The sequence below is a fragment of the Streptomyces sp. AJS327 genome, assembly GCF_013450295.1.
Lineage (GTDB): Bacteria > Actinomycetota > Actinomycetes > Streptomycetales > Streptomycetaceae > Streptomyces.
This window is the reverse complement of sequence record NZ_SKBR01000004.1, coordinates 142,793-162,996: the sequence shown is the minus strand read 5'-3', so window position 1 is coordinate 162,996 and position 20,204 is coordinate 142,793. Positions and strand designations below refer to the sequence as shown.

25 protein-coding genes are annotated in these 20,204 nt (G+C 70.3%); 4 read left to right on the top strand and 21 right to left on the bottom strand.

Annotated features, from left to right (window positions below):
- Nucleotides 1-377: 377 nt before the first annotated feature.
- The 11 genes from E0L36_RS22570 to E0L36_RS22520 all read right to left on the bottom strand — a co-directional run bounded on the left by E0L36_RS22570 (nucleotide 378) and on the right by E0L36_RS22520 (nucleotide 10,222).
- Entirely contained in the window at nucleotides 378-1,136 is a 759-nt protein-coding gene (locus E0L36_RS22570; protein WP_180931142.1) for an SDR family NAD(P)-dependent oxidoreductase, read from the bottom strand.
- A gap of 26 nt (nucleotides 1,137-1,162) precedes the next feature.
- Nucleotides 1,163-2,509, bottom strand: coding sequence for an MFS transporter (locus tag E0L36_RS22565; RefSeq protein ID WP_180931141.1), 1,347 nt, complete (start codon nucleotides 2,507-2,509; stop codon nucleotides 1,163-1,165).
- A 173-nt stretch (nucleotides 2,510-2,682) separates the two neighbouring features.
- Nucleotides 2,683-3,267: a TetR/AcrR family transcriptional regulator gene (locus E0L36_RS22560; protein ID WP_180931140.1), complete on the bottom strand. Its 585-nt coding sequence runs from the start codon at nucleotides 3,265-3,267 to the stop codon at nucleotides 2,683-2,685.
- Between the two features lie 163 nt (nucleotides 3,268-3,430).
- Entirely contained in the window at nucleotides 3,431-3,841 is a 411-nt protein-coding gene (locus tag E0L36_RS22555) for an SRPBCC family protein (RefSeq protein ID WP_180931139.1), read from the bottom strand.
- A gap of 73 nt (nucleotides 3,842-3,914) precedes the next feature.
- Nucleotides 3,915-4,304, bottom strand: coding sequence for an SdpI family protein (locus E0L36_RS22550; protein WP_180931138.1), 390 nt, complete (start codon nucleotides 4,302-4,304; stop codon nucleotides 3,915-3,917).
- Nucleotides 4,305-4,684: 380 nt separating this feature from the next.
- A complete protein-coding gene (locus E0L36_RS22545; RefSeq protein WP_180931137.1) occupies nucleotides 4,685-5,788 on the bottom strand; it encodes a hypothetical protein in 1,104 nt (367 codons plus the stop codon).
- A complete protein-coding gene (locus E0L36_RS22540; RefSeq protein ID WP_180931136.1) occupies nucleotides 5,785-6,705 on the bottom strand; it encodes a flavoprotein in 921 nt (306 codons plus the stop codon). The genes E0L36_RS22545 and E0L36_RS22540 overlap by 4 nt, the downstream gene beginning before the upstream one ends.
- A complete protein-coding gene (locus tag E0L36_RS22535) occupies nucleotides 6,698-7,672 on the bottom strand; it encodes an LLM class flavin-dependent oxidoreductase (RefSeq protein ID WP_308416880.1) in 975 nt (324 codons plus the stop codon). The genes E0L36_RS22540 and E0L36_RS22535 overlap by 8 nt, the downstream gene beginning before the upstream one ends.
- Nucleotides 7,673-7,848: 176 nt before the next feature.
- Complete coding sequence (locus E0L36_RS22530; protein ID WP_180931135.1) at nucleotides 7,849-8,694, bottom strand: ABC transporter permease; 846 nt, start codon at nucleotides 8,692-8,694, stop codon at nucleotides 7,849-7,851.
- Entirely contained in the window at nucleotides 8,691-9,509 is an 819-nt protein-coding gene (locus E0L36_RS22525) for an ABC transporter ATP-binding protein (RefSeq protein WP_180931134.1), read from the bottom strand. Before E0L36_RS22525 ends, E0L36_RS22530 begins: the two co-directional genes overlap by 4 nt.
- Nucleotides 9,510-10,045: 536 nt before the next feature.
- A complete protein-coding gene (locus tag E0L36_RS22520; protein ID WP_180931133.1) occupies nucleotides 10,046-10,222 on the bottom strand; it encodes a hypothetical protein in 177 nt (58 codons plus the stop codon).
- Between the two features lie 324 nt (nucleotides 10,223-10,546).
- Here E0L36_RS22520 and E0L36_RS22515 point away from each other — a divergent pair, with 324 nt between their 5' ends.
- From E0L36_RS22515 to E0L36_RS22505, 3 genes are all read left to right on the top strand, one after another.
- Complete coding sequence (locus E0L36_RS22515; RefSeq protein WP_180931132.1) at nucleotides 10,547-10,885, top strand: hypothetical protein; 339 nt, start codon at nucleotides 10,547-10,549, stop codon at nucleotides 10,883-10,885.
- A gap of 482 nt (nucleotides 10,886-11,367) precedes the next feature.
- A complete protein-coding gene (locus tag E0L36_RS22510) occupies nucleotides 11,368-11,835 on the top strand; it encodes a hypothetical protein (protein WP_180931131.1) in 468 nt (155 codons plus the stop codon).
- Complete coding sequence (locus tag E0L36_RS22505; protein ID WP_180931130.1) at nucleotides 11,832-12,191, top strand: transcriptional regulator; 360 nt, start codon at nucleotides 11,832-11,834, stop codon at nucleotides 12,189-12,191. Before E0L36_RS22510 ends, E0L36_RS22505 begins: the two co-directional genes overlap by 4 nt.
- 1,033 nt (nucleotides 12,192-13,224) lie before the next feature.
- Here E0L36_RS22505 and E0L36_RS22500 read toward each other — a convergent pair.
- From E0L36_RS22500 to E0L36_RS22465, 8 genes are all read right to left on the bottom strand, one after another.
- Nucleotides 13,225-13,428 (bottom strand): LxmA leader domain family RiPP, encoded by a 204-nt coding sequence (locus E0L36_RS22500; protein WP_180931127.1) that lies wholly within the window; start codon nucleotides 13,426-13,428, stop codon nucleotides 13,225-13,227.
- 132 nt (nucleotides 13,429-13,560) lie between these two features.
- Entirely contained in the window at nucleotides 13,561-13,725 is a 165-nt protein-coding gene (locus E0L36_RS22495) for an LxmA leader domain family RiPP (RefSeq protein ID WP_180931730.1), read from the bottom strand.
- A gap of 88 nt (nucleotides 13,726-13,813) precedes the next feature.
- Nucleotides 13,814-13,966 (bottom strand): LxmA leader domain family RiPP, encoded by a 153-nt coding sequence (locus E0L36_RS22490; RefSeq protein WP_180931129.1) that lies wholly within the window; start codon nucleotides 13,964-13,966, stop codon nucleotides 13,814-13,816.
- 105 nt (nucleotides 13,967-14,071) lie between these two features.
- Nucleotides 14,072-14,230, bottom strand: coding sequence for an LxmA leader domain family RiPP (locus E0L36_RS22485; protein ID WP_180931128.1), 159 nt, complete (start codon nucleotides 14,228-14,230; stop codon nucleotides 14,072-14,074).
- Nucleotides 14,231-14,282: 52 nt separating this feature from the next.
- Nucleotides 14,283-14,486 (bottom strand): LxmA leader domain family RiPP, encoded by a 204-nt coding sequence (locus E0L36_RS22480; protein ID WP_180931127.1) that lies wholly within the window; start codon nucleotides 14,484-14,486, stop codon nucleotides 14,283-14,285.
- 124 nt (nucleotides 14,487-14,610) lie between these two features.
- A complete protein-coding gene (locus E0L36_RS22475) occupies nucleotides 14,611-14,808 on the bottom strand; it encodes an LxmA leader domain family RiPP (protein WP_180931126.1) in 198 nt (65 codons plus the stop codon).
- A gap of 235 nt (nucleotides 14,809-15,043) precedes the next feature.
- The gene (locus E0L36_RS22470) at nucleotides 15,044-15,241 is read right to left on the bottom strand and encodes an LxmA leader domain family RiPP (protein WP_180931126.1); all 198 of its coding nucleotides are present in this window, start codon (nucleotides 15,239-15,241) and stop codon (nucleotides 15,044-15,046) included.
- 405 nt (nucleotides 15,242-15,646) lie between these two features.
- Nucleotides 15,647-15,808: an LxmA leader domain family RiPP gene (locus E0L36_RS22465; protein WP_180931125.1), complete on the bottom strand. Its 162-nt coding sequence runs from the start codon at nucleotides 15,806-15,808 to the stop codon at nucleotides 15,647-15,649.
- Nucleotides 15,809-16,746: 938 nt separating this feature from the next.
- On the opposite strand from E0L36_RS22465, the gene E0L36_RS22460 reads away from it, so the two are divergent.
- Nucleotides 16,747-17,055, top strand: coding sequence for a hypothetical protein (locus E0L36_RS22460; RefSeq protein ID WP_180931124.1), 309 nt, complete (start codon nucleotides 16,747-16,749; stop codon nucleotides 17,053-17,055).
- 399 nt (nucleotides 17,056-17,454) lie between these two features.
- Here E0L36_RS22460 and E0L36_RS22455 read toward each other — a convergent pair whose 3' ends face one another.
- Together E0L36_RS22455 and E0L36_RS22450 are read right to left on the bottom strand one after the other, a co-directional pair.
- Nucleotides 17,455-18,369, bottom strand: coding sequence for a phospholipase D-like domain-containing protein (locus E0L36_RS22455; protein ID WP_258016564.1), 915 nt, complete (start codon nucleotides 18,367-18,369; stop codon nucleotides 17,455-17,457).
- 323 nt (nucleotides 18,370-18,692) lie between these two features.
- Nucleotides 18,693-20,201: a caspase domain-containing protein gene (locus E0L36_RS22450; protein WP_180931122.1), complete on the bottom strand. Its 1,509-nt coding sequence runs from the start codon at nucleotides 20,199-20,201 to the stop codon at nucleotides 18,693-18,695.
- Between the last annotated feature and the right edge of the window lie 3 nt (nucleotides 20,202-20,204).

The following is a 20,204-nucleotide window of genomic DNA, read 5'->3' as shown; positions in this document are numbered from 1 at the left end:
GGACCCGCTGAAATCCCGTCGAGGCGTGTGGAGTTCGGCGTTTCACGCGGAGCGTGAATGCCGTCCGACCGCCCTTCCGGAACGTTGTCCCGTTCGCGATGTCCTCAACGATGCCAAGCTCAGGACGCCCGTTGAAGGGATTCCGGTGTCAGCTTGCTGCCGATCGCCGTGCAGCTTCGTGCAGCCCGGGGCGCCCCGGCGGCCAGCCGCCGCCCCGCCGCGTGCCGCCGCCCCGTCCGGGACGGCCGGGCAGGCCCGGCGGCCGCCGTCACGGGTTCTCCACCGGATCCCTCCCACACCGGCCACGGATCCCTCCCCCATCCGCCAGCCGTCACCCCCGGCCGCCCGCCGCCAGCCGCCAGCCGGGGGTGCGGGGGTCAGGCGGAGGAGCCGCTGTCGACGACCAGGTCGGCGCCGACCACCGAACCGGCGGCGGGCGAGGCGAGGTAGAGCACCGCGGCGGCCACCTCCTCGGCCTCCGCCATCCGTCCGAGCGGGTTCTGCGTCCTCATCCGCTCGACGCGGCCGGACTCCGTCTCGCCGGGCAGCAGCGACATGGGCGCGGCGGTGGCGCCCGGGCTGACTGCGTTGACGCGAACGCCCTGGTGGATGTGGTCGAGGGCCGCGGCGCGCGTGAGCGCGGAGACCGCCGCCTTCGAGGTGACGTACGCGGCGGTGTTGGGAACCCGCAGGTGCGCCCCGAGGTTGGAGGAGATGTTGACGACGGACCCGCCACCGTTCTCCGCCATGTACGCGATCTCGTGCTTCATCGCGAGCCAGACGCCGGTGACGTTGGTCCGCAGCACCGCGTCCCAGTCCTCCTCGCTGATCTGCGCGGCCGGTACGCCGCCCCGGAGTATCCCGGCGTTGTTCACCGCGACGTGCAGTCCGCCGAAGCGGTCGGCGCTCTCGCGGACGAGGTCGCGGACCGAGGCGGAGTCGGTCACGTCGGCGGTGACGGCGGCGGCGGTGCCCCCGGCGCGCTCGACGCGGCTGACCGTCTCCTCCAGGGAGGCGGCGGTGCGTCCGGCGGCGACCACGGAGGCGCCCTCGGCGGCGAAGGCGAGCGCGAGCGCGCGGCCGATGCCGGAGCCCGCGCCGGTGACGAGGACGGTCCTGCCGGTGAAGCGGTTCATCTCGGTAACTCCCTTGTGTGGACGGTTCATCGGTTGCGGTGGAACAGCAGCGCGAGGACGCCGAGCGCGGCGCCGGTCGCCGCCAGCGGGCGGGCGTCCCCGCCGAGCGTGAGCAGGGCGGCGAAGAGGACCGTCGGGCCGACCTCCATGGCGGTGTTCAGCACTCCGCCCGCGAGCCCGGTGCTCCGGGGCGGCACACCGTCGGTGGCGAGGACGGCGCCTCCGGCGAAGGAGGCCGCGGTCCCGGCCGACAGGAGCAGGAGGCCCGGCAGGAGCCCGGGGGCGTAGGAGATCCGCGCGTCGACCCCGGTGAGCGCGAGCAGGACGAGCCCCACCGCGCCGCTGCCGAGCCCGGCGGACGTGACGGCCCGGGCGCCGTACCGGACGATGAGCGCTCCGGCCGCCCGGCCCCCGGCGAACAGCGTGAGCGCGAACGGCAGGAAGGCCGCCGAGGTCGCCAACGGGCTCCAGCCGCTGTCCCGTTGGAGGTGGAGCGAGACCAGGACGAAGGTCATCGAGGTCGCGCAGGCACTGAGCGCGATGGCGGAGAGGGCGAGGAGGCGCCGCCTCTCGCACGGGAAGTGGAGCGGCAACAGGGGGTCTGGCGCCTGGCGTTCGACGTGGCGGAAGGCGGCGAGCAACACGGCCCCGCCGAGCAGCGGCCCGAGGACCCCGGCCGACAGCCACGGCCGCGCGCTGGTGGCGACGAACCCGTAGCTGACCAGCGTGATACCGGCCGTCGCCAGCAGCGCGCCCAGGACGTCCAGCCGTCTGTCCGGGCGTGGCACGGTGTCCGGCAGCAGCCGGGGCGCGAGGACGAGGGCGGCGAGGGCCACCAGGAGCGGCGGAGCGAAGGTCCAACGCCACGACAGGAGCGTGGAGATGGGCCCGGACAGCAGGTTGCCAGCGGTCGCGCCCAGCACCGAGAGGCCGCCCCAGGTGGCCATCGCCCGCCGGTACGCGGCCGGGTCGGGGTGGGCGGCGCGCACCACGGCCATGGCGGCGGGCGCCACCAGCGCGGCACCGGCACCCTGCGCGAGGCGCGCCGCGAGCAGGCCGCCGATGCCGGTGGCGAGCGGGGCGAGGGCCGACGCGGCGGCGAAGAGGGCGAGGCCCACGGTGAGGACGCGCCGTCCGCCGTAGCGGTCGGCGAGGCGCCCGCCGAAGAGCAGCAGTCCCGCGAAGGTCAGTCCGTACGCGGTGCTGAGCAGCATCATCTCGGCGTGCCGCAGCCCGAGTTCGCGCTCGATGAGCGGCAGCGGCACGGCGATCGAGGCGAGTGTGAAGATCAGCGCGACCTGGACGCCACCGAGGAGGGCGAGGGTGCCCCGGGGTCGTCGGGTGGTGTCGCGCGCCGCGTCCACGGTGGTCATCCCCAGTTCCATTCTTGACCGATCGGTTCATTATTTGGGCATGCCGCAACACCGCGGAACACCCGGGGAAGTCGCGGGCCCCTGGGGAGTCGCGAGAGTCCCGGGGGCCGCGGAACACGGCCCGGGAGGCCGAGGAGGGGGAGCGACGGCCGAACCCGGCCGTGCGGGGCCGCTCAGTCCAGCAGGGCGAGCGCCTGCTCAGCGGCGTCCCGCACCCGGGCGGGATCATCCGACACCTTGCCGACCACCCGCAGCCCCTGCATCAGCACGAGCAGCATGCGGGCCAGCGCGCGCGGATCGCGCTCGCCGGGCAGCTCGCCCTGGGCCTGGGCCCGCACCAGCGCGGAGTACAGCGGGGTCTCGACGTGCTCCCAGCTCAACTCGACCCGCCGGGCCGCCGCGGGATCGTGCGGCGCCAGCTCGGCGGCGGTGTTGGTGACGAAGCAGCCGCTGCGGCGCCGATCCGGGCAGCCCGCCTCCGTCGCGAAGCGCCGCACCAGCTCCCGCACCGCGGGCAGCACGGGTCCGGGCTGGGACAGCTCGTCGATGAGGAGCGGGTCACGCGTCTCGGCGTACCGGTCCATGGCCCGCAGGTACAGCTCGTGCTTGCTGCCGAAGGTCGCGTAGATGCTCGCGCGCCCGACGCCGAGGTGGGAGACGAGGTCCGCCATGGACGTCGCCTCGTAGCCGCGCCGCCAGAACAGTTCGAGGGCCGACTGGAGCGCGGCGTCCGGATCGAATTCCTTGGTCCTGGCCACACCACGGACCCTAAGCCTCACTGGAACGATCGGTCAATTATTCTGACTTCCGGGGGGCCCGTCCGTTCGCGGAACCCCCGGTCTCTCCCTCCCGCCGCCGCGCCGCCCGTCCCTCCCCCGGTGGCGGCCCGCGGTCCGGTACGCGGCCCGTCGCCCGGAAGTCCTAGGCGGACTCCAGCAGTTCCCTCAGCCGGCGCAGATCGGCGGCGACCATGTCGGCGTCCCGCTCGAACTCCGCGTCGCTCATCTCCGGCCGTCGGCGAAGGGTGAACACCACCTCGCTCCCGGCGCCGTCGGCGATCACGCGAACCGGGTTGTGGACGGTCTCGCCGGAGGGCAGCGTGACGTCGTGGTCGAGCACCCCCAGCTCGTTACGGGGCACGAAGGTCACCAGGACCCGCCCCAGGGGAGAGGAGTCCGCGACCCACCGGTCCCCGACCCTCTCGATGGAGCCGCCCAGGCCACGGGCCCACTCCGGCAGGTTGACCGGGTCCGACGCGTAGGCGTGGACCTCGTCGACGGTGCGCTCGATATGGACGCTGAGGTGGCGCGACTCCGCGCTCGGGTCACTCATGGCAGTGACGGTAGCCGCCCACCGGCACCTTCCTCTTGAACGAATCGGACGCGGGTGACCGGCCGGACAGGCGCTAGTTGGTCGCCAGACCGCGCTGGGCCCGCCAGGTGGCCACCAGCAGCAGACCGACGTAGAGCACCAACGAGACGCCCAGCGTGATGACCTGGCCGAGCCCGGGGAAGAGCGGGAGCAGCACGGTGCCGAACAGCAGGACCCCGCCCGCGATCAGCGAACCGCGGGCCGCCCGCCGGTGCACGTGGTACCAGTTGGCCTCGCTGGCCCGGGTCGTACGGGTACGGATGCCGAAGAACCCGTTGGGACGCAGTCTGCCGCGCTGCCCGAGCAGGCCCATGGCCCCGGTGAGGAGGGCCGTGCCCACGAGGGACAGCATGACTATGACGAGCCCACCGACCGGCATCGGCTCGACCGCCAGCACGGCGGGGGCTGACTCGGCGACTGTCACGGGGACCTCCTCGGCCTCGACTGCGTCTCGTACGGCTGCCGTTTCGTCCGGCCGGTGCCGCGGCCCGGGCGGCGCCGCTCATCAGGGCGGACGTCCGCCGGAGAAGCGCGTCACCGGCCGTCAAGGTAACCCGGGTGGCTTGTCGCCGCATCCCTCGGACCAGTGCTGACCGTCTTGGCCCGTTGACCCGAGGACCCCACGAACGGCCGGAGCGCGGACGGTCGGAGGACGGACGGCCGGGGAGGACGGGACCCGGAGCGGCGGGCCGGGAGGCGGAGCGCCGGGACCGGAGGGTGGCCGGTGGGGAGCGAGTGGCCCATCGCCCGGGCGGCCCGCGCGGGGAAGGCGGGAGGCCCGTGTGGTCAGGCGGGCGGGGCGGGTCACCGGGGCGGGGTGAGGGGCGGCGCTCCGGCGGCCTCCGCGTCCACCAGCTCGATCACCTGCGCCACGAAGTCGAGCAGTTCGGTGTGCCAGCCCATGTACGCGGCGAAGTCGTGGGCGTGCGTGAAGATCCGCAGTGCGGCACCCCGGGTCACCTCGGTCTGCTCGGGCAGTCCGGCCCTGCCGAACGCGGCGGCGCCGACGGCCCCCGCCTCGAACTCGCCCGGTGCGGACGGGGAGTCGGTCAAGGCCCCTTGCTGCGTGGCCGAGTTGGCGAACTGACCGCCCGCGACCGTCGGTTGGGACGACCGCTCGCCGTCCGGGTGGGCGGTGTAGCCGTCGAGCAGAGCGGTCAGGGCGGAGGCGTGGATCTCCGGATCGAGGCCGGGGCCGCCGGGCCGGTCGATCGTCGCCCGCCACTCCACGAACTCGCCCAGGGTCCAACCGAGATCGAAGCCCGCGGGTCCCCGGCTGACCTCCTCACCGACGAACAGGGTTCCGTCCTCGGGTCCGGTCCCCACGACGACCGCGCCGAGTCCGGGTCCGCCGTGCAGGAACACGTCCCCGTCCGGCCGTTGGGCGCCGCTCTCCAGCCGCGCGCACCAGTGGAGCACCCGATCCCAGCGGTCGCTGCCGAGATAGCGGCTGGCGATGGTGTGCAGCCGCGCGGCGCCCCGGGGCCCGGTGCCGGAGCGCATCCAGGCGGCGAGCCGCGCGGGCCCGGGCGGCCCGGACGCCACGAGGCTGACCGGCACGTGGGTGTGCAGCCGCCGCAGGGTACGGCCGAGGCCGCGCACCGCGCCGACCCCGTGCGCGGGGTCGAGGCCGCTGTCCACCTCGACGGAGAGCCGGGCGGCGTTGTACCGGCCGGTGGCCCGGTAGTGCAGGACGCCGTCCCGCGCCTCGGGCAGGGCGAGCCGCAGTCCGTCGCCGGCCAGCGCGGCGAGCGCGGAGCGCACCGGCGCGTCCGGGACGCTGAGCGGCGTGGGCCGGTCCTCACCCGGGCCGCGAACGTGCGTGTACCCCAGGTCCGTTCGGTAGACGGCGGTGGTCTGGAAGCCGGTCGCGAACTCGACGACGGGCGGTTCGGCGAACGTCGTCATACGGCATCCCGCCCGGTGCCTTCCGCGCCGGAACCGTCGGAACCACGGGACCCGGCGGAGGGCGAACTCGGTGCGCCGCCGGTGTTGTTGGCGGACGTGGCGGCCTCCGCCGCGAGGGAGGCGCGCAGCCGCTCCAGCACCGGGACAACCAGGTTGAGGTCCGGCACCACCGAGGCGTCGTTCCGGCCGGTCGTGAGGCTGACGCCGGGCAGCGGCGGCACCACGGCGACGTTCGGGCGCTCCTTGAGGGTCTCCAGGTGCCGCTGGAAGGCGGGGGACTCGTACCCGCCGGGGGGCAGCGCCGGGGCGACGACCACGGGGGCCCTGGTGCACTGGAGGGCCAGCAGCATCGGGGTGTCCGCGACGCCCAGCGCCAGCCTGCTGACGAAGTGGAAACTCGCCGGGTACACCACGACCGCGTCCGGCCAGTGCGCCAACTCGACGTGTTTGGCGCCGGTCTCGGGCTCGTCGTGGTCCGGCCACACGTCCTGGAGGACCTGGCCGCCCGCGAAGGCGGTCACGGCGGAACGGGTCACGAAGCGCTCGGCGGAACGCGTCACCACCGTCCGCACCGTCAGTTCGGGGTAGGCGGAGCGCAGCCAGCTGACCCACATCGGCATGAACATCACGCCGATCGAACCGGTACCGAAGTACAGCAACTTACGGGCACCGAGCGCGGGAACGCCCGGAACTCCGGTAGTGGTGCCGTCAGTTCCCGCCGCCTCCCGGTCGGCCGCCCGGTCGTCCTCCTGCCCGGCAGCCCGAGCGGAGTCCGGTGCGGCGTCCCGGGACGAGTCCTGTGGGGCCTCAACTCCGGTGTGCTGGCCGTCCGTCGAGCCGAGCGCGTCGCTCGCCTCGGGCACGCCGCCGTCCGCGCCGGGGCGCGGGGCAGGTCCGTCCTCGGTGTGCTCAGCCATCGTTCCGGTCCACCGCCTCGAAGATCTCCTGAACATCGCGCATCGCGGTGCCCAGACTCTGGGTGCTCAGCATGATCGACGCCGGGTTGAGCACCACCTCGTCAACTCCCGCCTCCCGGTAGCGGTTCAGCTCCCGCGCGATCTCGTCCGGCGAACCGGCGACGAAGGTCCCCGAGTCGACCAGCGCCCGCGCCCCGGCCTGTGGGTCGTCCGCGTACGCCTCGACGCCACCGCGCCGCAGCATGTCGGTGTAGTGGTCGAAGCTGAGGTGGGTACCGGCGCCGGTGAGCGCCATCTGGTAGATGTCCCGCCCCGGCCGGTCCACCGCGACGTGCACCACGGTCACCACGCGCGGCGCCTTCCGACCCGCCTCCGCCGCCCCCTCCGCCAGCGCCGGGCGCAGCGTGTTGGCGATGTAGTCCACCGGCGTCATCCAGGTGATCGCCACGTCGGCGGTGGCGCCCGCGATCCGCGCCATCCTCGGACGCAGCACCCCCGCGCCGACCTCGACCGGCGGGGTCCGCGCGGGCTGCAACCCGCCGTCCACGGCGTGGTACTCGCCCCGGAACTCCAGCGTCTCGCCCTCCAGCAGGGACCGCATGACCGTCAGGTACTCGCGCATCGCGGTGCCCGGCCTGGCGTACGCCTCAGCCATGATCGACTCCTGGAACTCCCGGGCGCCGGGCCCGAATCCGGCGACGTACGGGGCGCCGGTGAGGGTGGCCACAGAGCGGGCCTGGAGCGCCGCGTCGAAGGGGTGCCGCAGCGGGGCGAGGCTCACGGCGGTGCCCATCGGGATCCGGATCCCCATGCCGGAGAGCGCGGCGAAGAGCTGGTGCGGGTCGATGCGGAGGGTCTGGCCGGTCCACAGGCGGCCGCTGCCGCGCTGCTGGAGGAGCCGGGCGAAGGGCAGCACCTGTCCGACGGACGACGGCTGGACCGGATACATGAGGCTGGTCTTGTTCACGGATTCCACGGGATCCACCAATCGGAAGAGAGAGTCGGTGAGTACGGGCGCGGGCGCGCCGTACCCGGTCGCCGGGCGCGACGAACAGCGGCCGCGGCGCCGGAAGTTCGGGTTCGGACGGTGGTGCGGTACGCGCCGGGCGGGGGGCGCCGGGCACCCTCCGGTAGCACGGTGGTTCAGTAGGCGCGCTGGGAGGCCGCCTCCCGCCTGGCCGCGAGGCGGCTGCCGGACTGCCGGCGCGCCGAGCGGCGCAGCAAACGGGGTGCCAGCAGCAGGCCGAGGACGATCCAGACGCCCAACACGCCCGCGGTCTCCAGGTGCTGCCAGCTGCCGCTGGTCTCCGCGACGACCGCAGAGTCCGGCAGCATCGCCGAACGGACGCCCTGCGCGATCCACTTGAGCGGGAAGACCTCCCCGACGATCTGGAGCCAGCGCGGCATCACCGACGCCGGGAAGAACACCCCGGAGATGAACAGCAGTCCGACGACGGGCAGCATCAGCGCCGCCAGCGCCTCCCGCGGGTTCGGCAGGATCGCGCCGATCGCCGCGCCCAGCAGCGTCATCGCCACCAGGCCCAGGAGCAGCACCCACAGGAGCGTGAGCCACTGGGTGAGCGAGCCGGGAAGTCCCGAACCGGTCACCAGGGCGCCGCCGAACAGCGCCAGCAGCGCGCAGCCGAGCGAGATGGCCACCACCATCACGGTCTTGGCGATGACGTACACCGCGGGGCCGTGCGGCACTCCGCGCAGGCGCAGGAGGGTGCCGTCCTCCCGTTCGTTGGCGAGCTGCTGGGGCAGCCAGATGAGCGCCGTGAGCACCAGCATCGAGGCGACGCCGCCCGCGACGATGATGCTGGACAGCTCGACCGCGCCGTCCGCGACCCGCGAGGACTGCATGGAGGCGGTCGCGACGAAGATGACGGGGTTGCTCAGTTGCGAGAGGTACTCGCGGGGTGTGCGCAGCAGTTGGCGCAGTTCGGTCTGTCCGCGACGCACGCCGGTGGCGAGGATCCGCTGGTTCATCGTGCTCCCTCCCGGCTCAGCAGGCCCAGATAGGTGTCCTCCAACGTCGGGCGGCGCACCTCCAGTTCGGGGATCGGACCGGCGAGGCGCTGGTGCAGCTCCCAGACGAGCCGGGAGGGGTCCTCGGTGACCTCGGTGCGCCGCTCGCCGCCCTCGACCCAGCGCACCTCGGCGTCGCTCCGCAGCCCGGAGGCCAGCGCCGACATCGAGCCGTGCGCCACGACCTCCCCGGCCACCAGGATGGCGATGCGGTCGGCCAGCTTCTCCGCCTCGGCCAGATCGTGGGTGGTGAGCAGGACGGTCATGCCCTCCTCGGTGCTCAGCCGCTGGATCAGCTCGTGGAACTCCCGCCGCGCCTCCGGGTCGAAGCCGGTCGTCGGCTCGTCCAGGAACAGCAGCTCGGGGCGGCCGACGATGCCGAGCGCCACGTCCAGCCGCCGCCGCTGGCCGCCCGAGAGCCGCTGGCACTCCTGCCCTGCCTGCTCGGTCAGCCCGACGGCGGCGAGCAGTTCGGCCGGGTCGTGCGGCCGCGGGTAGAACCGGGCGAAGTGCTCCAGGAGTTCGCCCACCCGCCACCGGGCGTGGTCCCGCCAGGACTGCATCACGATGCCGATCCGGGACCGCCACGCGTCGTCGGTCCGCTCCGGATCGCTACCCAGCACACTGACCTCGCCGTCCGAGCGGTGCCGGAATCCCTCAAGAATCTCGATCGTGGTGCTCTTTCCCGCGCCGTTCGGCCCGAGGAGCGCCAATACCTCTCCGTGTCGCACATCGAGATCGACACCGCGCAGTACGTCCTTGTCCCCGTATCGCATACGGAGATCACGAATACTGATCGCCGTAGCGGCATTTCCCCTGGAAGGCGCCACGGCCGGTGACGCCGCTGAAGTGAACGACATAACTCAGGACCCTAGCCGCGTCCGGCGCTCCAGCGGCCCCCGGCCGGGGAGTTGGCGCATCCGTTACTCGGGCGGCGGAGACCGCCCCCACGCTGAACAGACCGCTGTGGCCTGGCACTTCGGCCAGCACGTCGGTCCGGTGGCCCAACTTACGCGCCGGTTTGCTTGCTTGGTCGGCCCACCACCCCGGGGCCTCCGCCCGGGTCGCGATCCGCCCACGGGAGCCCCGGTTGCCCCCCACACCTAGCACTTCCGGAACGTCGGGCAGCTCAACACCGTAAACGTGTGCGGGAATTCCACACCGCACCGTCCACACTCCCCACACACACCGTTCACCGACCCCGGTGCGGGACGCTCACCCCGGGCCCGTCAACACGAAGACGCCCGGCCGAAAACCCCGGCCGGGCGTCTTTCTTCCACCGCTCTCCGTATAGCGGACCGCGCCATACGCGTCACGCGGAGAACTGCTTGCGCGCCTGCTGGTTCGTGAAGTGCCGTGCCGCCAGCCGCAGCGGCAGCCGGGACTTGGCGGAAGTCGCCACGACCGTGAGAACCGCGGCACCGGCGAGCGTCAGCAAGCCGTCACGAGAAGCCTTGACGTTTGTTCCGGTTTCCATCTCAGGAATCACTTATTGCTCCCCCAACTCAATTGGACCGGCGGTGTTCCGACATTGACAGTCCAGCACACAGGCCCGGGGAAAACTAAGCCGCTTCTTTGGGTACACCCCTGTGACCTGCACAGACACCCTCCAGTCGCCATACATTGGCTCACCCGGGACGGCGTGAAGGTTAGGGAAACCACCCCCCTGGACATCGGAGAGGGTGACGGCGTCAGCGGCGGCGCTGTAGCGTGGCGGAGCCGCCATCGACGAGGCGTACCCCGGAGAGTTTCCGGATTCAGCTACCCACGCCGGTTGTTGACGGTCAACCGAAACCGAGAGGAAGGTTCTGCCATGTTCGCGAAGAAGGAAGCCCACCTCATCCCGCTGAACGACCTGGACGACGCGCGGGACGCCGTGCGCGCCGCGCTGGCCGAGGCGAGCGAGGAGGAGGCGCCGGGCCTGCGCCGCGCCGTGGAGATCCTGGAGAGCTTCGAGGCCCAGGACCCGCAGGTCCGCTGGACGCTGGAGACCCTGGAGCAGGCCAACGTCGACGTGGTCAAGCAGGAGGTCCACGCGATCGCCGCCGTCCGCAAGGCCCTCCCCGGCGTCGGCCTGGCCACCGCCAAGGAACTGGTCATGGACGCCAAGCAGGCCAAGGAGGCCCAGAGCAAGCAGGCCGAACTCACGTGAGCCCGTCCGCGCCGTGCACACGCACGACGGGGACGCCACAGCCGCCGCGAGCCCTTCCGGACACGCCTTCCGGAGGGGCTTTTGGCTATCCGGACCCGGAAGCCGCCCCCTCCTCCCCCACCCCGCCGAGGCCCGCCCAACCCGCGCTCCACACCTGACGCACCGACCCAGCACCCTGCCGCCGCCCGACGCACCCGCCCGACGCCCGACACCACGGCTCCACGCCCGACACCACGGCCCGACACCACGGCCCGACACCACGGCTCGACGCCTGACGCACTCGCCCGCCTGTCGCACCCGCTCGGCACCCGTGGCACGGGTTCGACACCTGACGCACCGGCTGGCCGGGGACGGGGCCTGCGGGGCACACCGGCTTCCGACCGGAAAGAAAATGAGCACCCAGCAACTACTTGCCGCACTGGAAAGTAGATGCCAGACTGGAACTCGTTAGCTTCCCGGAAACGAGAGAGCTGGAGGACTCGATGAACCACACCGACACGACCCAGCCCGGACCGGACGACGCCGCGGCCGCCCTGCGCGGCGCGGAAGCCGCGCGGAACGCGGCCGAGCGCCCGCACCCGGCACCCGTCTGGTACCCACCGGCGCTCGGGCTGCTGTGCGCGGCCGGGGTCAGCGGCCTGGGCATCGCCCCGTCGCACGACGCGAAGGGCCTGATCCTGGCGGGCAGCGCGCTGTGCGCCCTCGCCTTCGTCAGCGTCATCTGGATCGTGCAACGCCGTTCGGGCGTGGCTCCCTGGTTCCCCCAGCAGGCCGACGGCCCCGCCTGGCGCCGGTGGCTCACACCGCTGCTGCCGTTCGTCGCCGCCACGATCGTGCTGTTCCCGTACGGCGCCCAGGGCTGGCTCGTCGCCTTCGGCATCACCAACGGGCTGCTGATCTGGGTCAGTTCGGCCCAGCGTCGGTCCCGGAACCTGGCGGCCGCGGCATGAGCGCCGCGAGCAGCCCCGCCCTGGACAAGGAGATCCACCACCCCACGCGGCTGATGGTGGCGTCCTTCCTCTCCGGCTGCGCGGAAGCCGAGTTCAGCGCCGTGCGCGACTACTGCCAGGTCTCCGACTCCACGCTGAGCAAGACCCTCACCGCCCTGGAGAACGTCGGGTACGTCAGCATACGCAAGGGATACCTGGGCAAGCGGCCCCGCACCTGGGTCTCGCTCACCCTCACCGGGCGGAACGCGCTGGGCGCCCATCTCGCCGCGCTGGAAGCCCTCGCGGGCGCCGCGCGCGCCGCTGGCTCGCGGGACACCACCGGCCAGGACGACGCGAGCGCGTCCGGCACCCCCTGACACCGCGCGGTCCGCGGCCGGTCCACCCGGCCCGCGCCCGCCCGGTGCGGGACGCGCCCGGCCACGCGAACTCCCGTACATGCCCATTGAGTTGGTGTCGAGCCAAGCCCCGCACGCGAGGGGTGTCAGCACCCCGCGAGCGGTGCCACCAAACCCGATCCACGACACCGGGCGGCACCGCCACGCGAAGGCACCGCCCAGATGAGCCTCGCCGGGGAACGCCCGCGAGAACAGAGCCCGCGCCGCACGGGAACGCGGACTCCGGAACCCCCGGCGGCGAACGCCGAGCCCCGAACGCGGCGCCCGGCGGCACCGAGCCAATTCGCCCGCCCGGCCCGTAAGTTACCCAGACCGTGAGTTATCCCGCAGCCGACCGGTGCACGCTACACCGCGAGAGGCCAGAGGCCAGAGGTGAGGGCCGAGCGGACGCGGAGCACGAGAGCGGACCCGGAGCACGAGGCAAGCGTCATGGGGGCGTCCACCGGCGCCCGGGACGAGGGATGGGACACCGCTCCGCCGACCAGACCCGGTGCCGTCCCAGCGGGGTTCGCGCCCACGCGTCCGGGGCGCCTCCCGGAGGGGTGGGAGTCGGACCGGGAGTCGGAGAGCCTCACGGAGGATCCGGAGCCGGAAGGAGCGGCACGCGTCCGCCGTACGGGAGATGACCCCGACAGTCCGGTAGACGCGGAGAGTTGGCGGCGGGGAGGGCCACGTGCGGAGGCCGCCCGAGAGCGCGCGCCGGGCGTGACGCGAACGCGACGGCGAGGAAGGACACTTGGCGTCGGAACACGCTCGCTCGTGCGGGCGATCGCGGGCTCGCCGTAGACACGCGGAAAGCACTGCGGGGTCCCCATCAGCTGAAGGGGACCCCACGGTGCAGTACTTATCGTGCGCGGTATTCGCTTGTGGTGCCTGCGCCTACGCGCGGGTCGTGCTCTGGTCGCCGGTCCTTTCGGGGACCGGCCCGGCTGTCGCCCGATCGCTCACGGTGTGAGCGGTGCTTCGGGTCAGCCGTGGTGCCGCTTCTCCGGTGTCAGCAGCCGCTGTTCTTGGTGGTGGCCACGGAGGCACCGGAGACGCCGGAGATGAGCGCGCCGCAGGCGGCGGTCGAGGCGGCGATGGCGCTGAGGACCGACGGGGTGATACCCGGCGCCTCGGAGGAGACGCTGCCGAAGTCCTCGGCCGAGGTGTAGGCGGTGTAACCGGCGAGCAGCTGGTCGGTCATGGTCTCGTTCATGGTGAACTCCCTTGAGTGCGTGGTGATGTGGCGTTCACGCCACATCGTGTGTGGTGTCGCTGGCCGTCCACCGGTGGCGGATGACCGGGGTTGAGCGGTGGCCCACTGGTGGGCCGGAGTGCTGACGGCTGGTCAGCAGCTCTTCTCCTTGGTGACCCAGATGCCGATGCCGACGGTGACGGTGGCGGTCGAGGGGGTGATGGCGGGCTGCTCGCCCTCGGCGACCGGGCCGAACTCCTCGGCGGAGGTGTAGGCGGTGTAGCCGGCGATCAGCTGGTCGGTCATGTTCTCGTTCATCTCACTGACTCCTTCTGTGTGTTGGGTTTACTCGAATGGCCTCGCGGTACTTCGGGGGTGTGTGGTGCTGGTGTTGCGGCTGGTGCGTTCAGCGCCGGGTGACCTCGTAGACCGAGATCGCGCTGATCACGATGATCGGGGTCGCGGCGGGCGAGTCGCCCTCCGCTGTCGGCCCGAACTCCTCGGCCGAGGTGTAGGCGGTGTAGCCGGCGATCAGCTGGTCCGTCGTGCTCTCGTTCATCTCATCTCCTCGGGTCTGCCAGGTACCCGCACCGGGTGGTGCGGAGGTACGAGTGAGGGGCCCGTTCCGGTGGTTCGAGTGGTTCAGGTGGTCCGGGTGGTTCGCTCAGCGCCGGGTGACCTCGTAGGGCACACCCACGGTGGTGATCACGATGACCCCCGGGGTGACGGCGATCTGGCCGCCCTCCACGCTCGGGCCGAACTCCTCGGCCGAGGTGTACGCGGCGTAACCCGCGAGCAGCTGATCCGTCGTGCTGTCCAGCATGCTCAACCTCCCTGTGACGCTCGTGGTGGACGAGCGGGCGTGACTTCTGGTGTCAGCAGCCGCTGTTCTTGGTGGTGGCCACGGAGGCACCGGAGACGCCGGAGATGAGCGCGCCGCAGGCGGCGGTCGAGGCGGCGATGGCGCTGAGGACCGACGGGGTGATACCCGGCGCCTCGGAGGAGACGCTGCCGAAGTCCTCGGCCGAGGTGTAGGCGGTGTAACCGGCGAGCAGCTGGTCGGTCATGGTCTCGTTCATGATGAACTCCCTTGTGGGTGTGGGTGATCGCGCCGTCACGACGCGGGATGTCGGACGTTCTCAGTACCGCGTGCCGCGGTACCGCGGTGGTGCGTGGGTGGTGCTGAAGCCGTGGATACGGCGGTCAGCAGCTCCAGCCCTTGGTGGTCGCCAGGCTCGCGGCCGTCGCGCCGGTGATCAGCGAGACGCACTCGGGCGAGGAAACCGTGGTCACGGTCGGCGTCGCCGCCGGACCCTCGTTCTCAGCCGACGCCCCGAAGTCCTCAGCGGAGGTGTAGGCGGTGTAACCGGCGAGCAGCTGGTCGGTCAGGTTCGCGTTCATGGTGAACTCCCTTACGGATGACGTGCGATGAAGGATGCGGCGGCGCGGGTCGCGCCGGAGGTGTCCGGTGACCGGCCCACTGGGGCGGCCCTCGGATGGTCAGCGCGTCCGGGTGCGAGGGAACGCACCCGGAGGACGCGACTGAACTACGCGGCGCGGGAACGGAGTTGCTCCGGTGTCGTCGCGCCGGATGGTGCGGTGGTGCGTGGGTGGTACTGAGCCGTGGATACGGCGGTCAGCAGCTCCAGCCCTTGGTGGTCGCCAGGCTCGCGGCCGTCGCGCCGGTGATCAGCGAGACGCACTCGGGCGAGGAAACCGTGGTCACGGTCGGCGTCGCCGCCGGACCCTCGTTCTCAGCCGACGCCCCGAAGTCCTCAGCGGAGGTGTAGGCGGTGTAACCGGCAAGCAGCTGGTCGGTCAGGTTCGCGTTCATGGTGAACTCCCTTACGGATGAGGTGTGGTGATGGGTGGCTGTGCAGCCAGGTGGTGCGGAGTGCGGTGGTGCGTGGCGCGCTTGCGGGTGAACTCGACGCGGCAAGCCGGTCGTTCAGCGCGAGAGCTGCGCGGTGGGCATCCGGCGCGACGGGCGCGCGGGGTGCGTCGGTCGGGCTGTGCGGCCGGGCCACCGGCCGTTCAGCCGTCGGAAGTCTGTGTGGTGCGCCACCGTGCCGTGGTGTTCCCGCTCGTTTCCGAATCCGTTCCCGACGCCGTGTGCGCAGTCAGTGTTTCGGTGTGCGTGCGTGGTGTTCCCGGCGGTGCGCTTCGCTGGACCCGGAAATCCATTGAGCCGTACTGAAATCCGGAGGTCCCGATTATTCAGCGGCATCAGAACCTGCTTTCAGCAACCCCAGCACTTCGAGGCGATAGTGGTGGGCTGCGGGACGCTGACGGGCAGCAGGGTGATGTTCACGTCTCCGGCCGGAGCCTCGGCGGAGGCGCCGAACTCGTCCGCGCTCGTGTAGGCGGCGTATCCGGCGAGCAGCTGGTCAGTGCTGTTCATTTCTCTTCTCCCCGTTGGTTGTTGACTGGTGGGTCTCGCGACCCGATCGGAGGGGCCTTTCGGTCTCTCCTTCGTGGGGGCCTTTCGGCCTCTCCGCGATGAATGAATAACAGCACAGGCCCGCACGGCGAGGCCATCCACCAAGTAACCTTCCGCGACCCCATGGAACCGTTCTGACCTGCGGATTCATCGCGCGAACCATATCTATTGGCTCACCCGGGGACGGCTTTTTGCTAGGGATCAGACCCCCGGAAGCTCCGCCCGTCCGCCCCGACACCCCCACACCAGAGCCCGATTCACCCCAAAGACCCGGAAGTGGCCCTGGGCCGACGGTCGGTGCGTGTTCGCGACGGCGGGCTACCCGCCCCACACCGTCCGCGCGGCGGGCGGCACCCGCTGAGCACCGACCGTACGGGGGCACGTCCGGCTGTCGGCGACGGGTCCTATCGCGCGCCCACCGAGCATGACCGCGACCTCACTCACCTGGAGACGGCGGCGTCCGCCAGGACCACACACGCCCAACACCAACTCGCTGCGCTGCGCGGCGACTTCGGTGAACCGGGAGAACCCTACGACCCTGAGGACCCCTTCGGACCCGAGGCCGACCACGAGTGGGAACGGCTGGTGCACCAGGCTGGGTTACTGCCCGACACCGGGCGGGCAGCCCACCTCGGTCCCGCGCACCACGGCTACCTAGCGCCGGAAGGCGACAGCCCGCACCGACTGGGCGCCGCAGCCACCGGCGAGGCTCCGCACTGCGACGTGTGCGAGGCGCCCACCGCCCCGCTGCTGACCCTCTCGGCCGAGGCGCTGCCGGGCCACGGACTCACCACCGACCCGGTCCTCCTCTGGTTCACCTGCCACTGCGAGTCGGCCCACACCCTCACCGTCCGGTCAACTGACCGTGGCTACAGGCTGATGCTCTGCCGACGCGTCCGGTGGCGGCCAACGCCCGTGTCCTTCCCGGGGAGCGCTCCCTCGTACTGGAGCCCTCGCCCGCCGCGTACTCGTCGAGCACGGCCCAACAGGGTTTCGCACAGCACCAGGTGGGTGGACTCCCGGGCTGGATCACCGAGTCCGAACCCCATCCGCGCTGCCCCGGATGCGAGACCGCCACGCCGTACCTCGTCACGGTGGCGGGTGGGCTCACGCCGTTCGGGGAGATGCCCTTCCACGGCAACCTGTACTGCTTCTGGTGCGACACCTGCCGCGTGGCCTGCTTACTCCTCCGCGAACGCGACTGGTGAGCACCCCGTGGCTGAGAACCGCAACGGGGGTACGCGGCCAACTCCCTCCACACGCACGACGAACGGTGAACGCGACGGTGAGGGGACGCGAGCGATGACCGCGCCGGGGCCACGGCCGCGGGACCGGGACGGGGAAACGCGGCCGCGACCACCCCTGAGTATCCGGCCGTTGATGACGCGGGCTTTGGGGTCCGGGGTTGGGGCCCCGGCTTGGGACCCCGGCTTGGGGCCCCGGAGTTGGGGCCCCGGAGTTGGGGCCCCGGAGTTGGGGCCCCGGAGTTGGGGCCCCGGAGTTGGCAACCACGAATAGGTGACCATAAGTTGGTGACCATGAACAGGTGACCACGCCGGCCCGGCGGCTACGGAGGGGCTTCCGGCGCCGCCGGGGGCGCTTCCGCCTCAGCTCTTCCGGCCGAGCTTCTTCCACAGGTTCTGGTCGAAGTAGGTCACGTACTGCCGGTAGACCCAGGGGCGTTCGACGCGGAGCATCACGTCACTGGTCCCCCGGGTGGCGTCGGACCGGAGGTTGTGCGAGCCGGTGAAGACCAGCTGGCGCTTGCGCTGCTGACCGTCGAACCGCGCGTCCACCAGCAGGACCTTGTTGTGGATCACACCGTTCCGCGTCCTCACCTTGCCGAAGGGCTCGCGGTCCTTGGTGATGACCCGGACGTCACACCCCTCCCTGCGCAGCCTGTTCAACACGCTGACAAGCAGGTACTTCCGCTTCGAGGCGCCCTTCCCCCTGAGGAGCGGATCGCTGTTGATCAGCCGAACCCTCCCCTTGCCCGCGCAGTTCACCTGGTTGAGCACCTTGATGACCGGATCGCGGCCGACGCGTGGATACGCGTGACCGACGGTGCCGTTGGCGCTCCCGAACTGGCTCCGGCGCGCGTCAGAACCGCCCCAGGAACCCCACTGGCGCTTCCACATGCGGTTCCAGTACTGCTCGTAGAACCGGAACAGACCACGATCCGGCACGACGATCAGGTCCTGCGCGTGCCGCATCTGGTTGTCCATGAAATTGGTGGACGTCTGCACGACCTTGCGGTCGGAACCCTTCTGAATCAGGAAGAACTTCGCGTGCATGATCTTCCCGCGTTTTCCGTCCCGCCCCACCAGACAGCTCTTTCCGCAGACGCGGACCGGGACCTTGCCGTTCTTCAGAATCCTCCGGATCTCCCGGCTGTTCTCCCGCGCCTGCGCCCGCTCGCTCCTGGTGCACTTCCCCCCGCTGCCGGTCTCACAGCCAGAACCGAGGATCACCCGGACATCCCCGCGCCTCTTCTTCTGCACCCGGACGAGATGCCTTGCCAGTTGTGCGTAGGAGTGCGTCTGCTCGGGACCACCCCCAGGGCTTGATCAAGTTCCCGAGACGTGACCTTCGCCGAGGACGTCTCCACCGTCCACACCGGAACCGCTCCCGCGCCATGGCCACCTGGCGCAACCTCGCCATCGGGGGGTACTCCGGTCCCTCGGAGCCGACAACATCGCCAAGACCACTCGCGCAATCCGCGACCAGCCCGAACGAGTCCTCCCACTTCTCGGCATCACCAACAACCGTGACGTTCACGGAACTTGATCAAGCCCTGCCCGCTGCCGGGGTCGCCCGTCCAGCCACCCGTCAGGTTGGAAACAGCTCACGGATGCTCGATATATCGATCTCCCGCATACCACATCAGCGCTCCTCGAATTTCATCCAATTCATGTTTCTTGGCAATGTTGTCGAGTCTGCCAAGCGGTTCAGGTGGATTGCTCCTTGAGGTCCCGTGAGGCCAGAAGACGAGATCTACAGCGCGCCCCTCTTCTCGAATGCCGATCCAGTCAACTTCACGCCATGAGATTTCCTTACGCTTGAATCTGATGCAGGCGACCCCAGTGTCGGACAGATTCAATCCAGACAGCCAGCGCAGCTGTATACCCATGAAAAAGACGGCTCCATACCAAAATGCGAACGTCAGTATGAGCCAGTGCACAGGACCTTCAGCCGTCGAGGCGTCCGAGAAAACTAGACTCAAAAGGATGACAGGCACGAAAGCGAACATCAAGAAAACGCCCAGGAGCGACCAGCTTGATGAATCGGCTGCAAAATTGGCGCGACTGCTGGATTCAATCCTTGCGCCACCCGCAAAAGCGTAAGAAATTCGCACGCGACTCTGAGTGGATATTTCTACACGCCGAGATTCGCTGTATTTATCTCCACTTCGTGCCCGCACGGATCGACTTCCCGTGGCGATATGGAATCGCGCCTGGCGGCCCGCGCTAATCCCGCCAACGGAAGCACCATCGACCAGGATCTCCAGTTTCCTCGTGCCGGGGTTGTCGATATCTAGACACCCCAGCCTTTGCGTCAGGTCCTTCGCTGGCGAGTCCGTCTCATTGTTGTCGCGAGATGTCGGTGTGTGTCCAGAGGCCGATTCCGGTTCAAGAGTATTTCTCCTGCCGGTGTAGGCGGAGTTGCGTGCGAACGGTGTTCTTCCCGCCTGGTTGCGATCACGACACTGGGGTGAGGGGTAGCCTTTCGCGTTGAGGCCGTTCTCGATCAGAGCATGGAGAGTGTCAAGATCCACGAGGGGAGAGTCGTTATCGACGCCATTCGTCAGCGCGTGGATCAGCTCCCCCGTGAAAGATGTGTATATGTCTCCTTCAGGTGCGATTGCCGTCGAGTTCTCGGCGGCTGCTGCCATGAGGTAGGTTCGATCGATCTCCGCACGGTCGATTGCGGATTTCGCGGAGTGTTCAGACATCATTCCGAGAGCTCTACCGCTGAAGCAGCAGTCGAGGACGACAATTCGATGAAATGCGGGACTCCGGAGTACTTCCCGTCGTACCCAGTCATAGGGCAGTGCAGTGAGATGTGGATCGCTTACTTCGCTGCTGGGAATCCCGAGATGGAGTTCACCAGTGTCCCGATCGACAAGGCCATGCCCCGCGAAGTAGATGAATAGGGCACCCTTGGCTTCTTGTGCGGCATGCCGTACTGCTTTTACGATCTCTAATGTGGTTGTCGGTTCATGGAGTACCGTGCAATGCTCGGAAGGCAGGTTCCAGACAGCCTGACTGGTAAACAGGGTGTTCAGGCGATCAAGATTATTTGTGACACCCGGAAGTGGCGTAAGATTGTTGTAGGAAGCTGATCCGATGAACACTGC

Bases quoted from the DNA above. Each gene is read 5' to 3' on its own strand.
- E0L36_RS22485 (WP_180931128.1), bottom strand. From the start codon at position 14,230: ATGCTGGACAGCACGACGGATCAGCTGCTCGCGGGTTACGCCGCGTAC.
- E0L36_RS22525 (WP_180931134.1), bottom strand. From the start codon at position 9,509: ATGCGATACGGGGACAAGGACGTACTGCGCGGTGTCGATCTCGATGTG.
- E0L36_RS22495 (WP_180931730.1), bottom strand. From the start codon at position 13,725: ATGAACGAGAACATGACCGACCAGCTGATCGCCGGCTACACCGCCTAC.
- E0L36_RS22540 (WP_180931136.1), bottom strand. From the start codon at position 6,705: ATGGCTGAGCACACCGAGGACGGACCTGCCCCGCGCCCCGGCGCGGAC.
- E0L36_RS22505 (WP_180931130.1), top strand. From the start codon at position 11,832: ATGAGCGCCGCGAGCAGCCCCGCCCTGGACAAGGAGATCCACCACCCC.
- E0L36_RS22470 (WP_180931126.1), bottom strand. From the start codon at position 15,241: ATGAACGCGAACCTGACCGACCAGCTGCTTGCCGGTTACACCGCCTAC.
- E0L36_RS22490 (WP_180931129.1), bottom strand. From the start codon at position 13,966: ATGAACGAGAGCACGACGGACCAGCTGATCGCCGGCTACACCGCCTAC.
- E0L36_RS22555 (WP_180931139.1), bottom strand. From the start codon at position 3,841: ATGAGTGACCCGAGCGCGGAGTCGCGCCACCTCAGCGTCCATATCGAG.
- E0L36_RS22545 (WP_180931137.1), bottom strand. From the start codon at position 5,788: ATGACGACGTTCGCCGAACCGCCCGTCGTCGAGTTCGCGACCGGCTTC.
- E0L36_RS22465 (WP_180931125.1), bottom strand. From the start codon at position 15,808: ATGAACAGCACTGACCAGCTGCTCGCCGGATACGCCGCCTACACGAGC.
- E0L36_RS22570 (WP_180931142.1), bottom strand. From the start codon at position 1,136: ATGAACCGCTTCACCGGCAGGACCGTCCTCGTCACCGGCGCGGGCTCC.
- E0L36_RS22530 (WP_180931135.1), bottom strand. From the start codon at position 8,694: ATGAACCAGCGGATCCTCGCCACCGGCGTGCGTCGCGGACAGACCGAA.
- E0L36_RS22565 (WP_180931141.1), bottom strand. From the start codon at position 2,509: ATGACCACCGTGGACGCGGCGCGCGACACCACCCGACGACCCCGGGGC.
- E0L36_RS22515 (WP_180931132.1), top strand. From the start codon at position 10,547: ATGTTCGCGAAGAAGGAAGCCCACCTCATCCCGCTGAACGACCTGGAC.
- E0L36_RS22475 (WP_180931126.1), bottom strand. From the start codon at position 14,808: ATGAACGCGAACCTGACCGACCAGCTGCTCGCCGGTTACACCGCCTAC.
- E0L36_RS22500 (WP_180931127.1), bottom strand. From the start codon at position 13,428: ATGAACGAGACCATGACCGACCAGCTGCTCGCCGGTTACACCGCCTAC.
- E0L36_RS22510 (WP_180931131.1), top strand. From the start codon at position 11,368: ATGAACCACACCGACACGACCCAGCCCGGACCGGACGACGCCGCGGCC.
- E0L36_RS22480 (WP_180931127.1), bottom strand. From the start codon at position 14,486: ATGAACGAGACCATGACCGACCAGCTGCTCGCCGGTTACACCGCCTAC.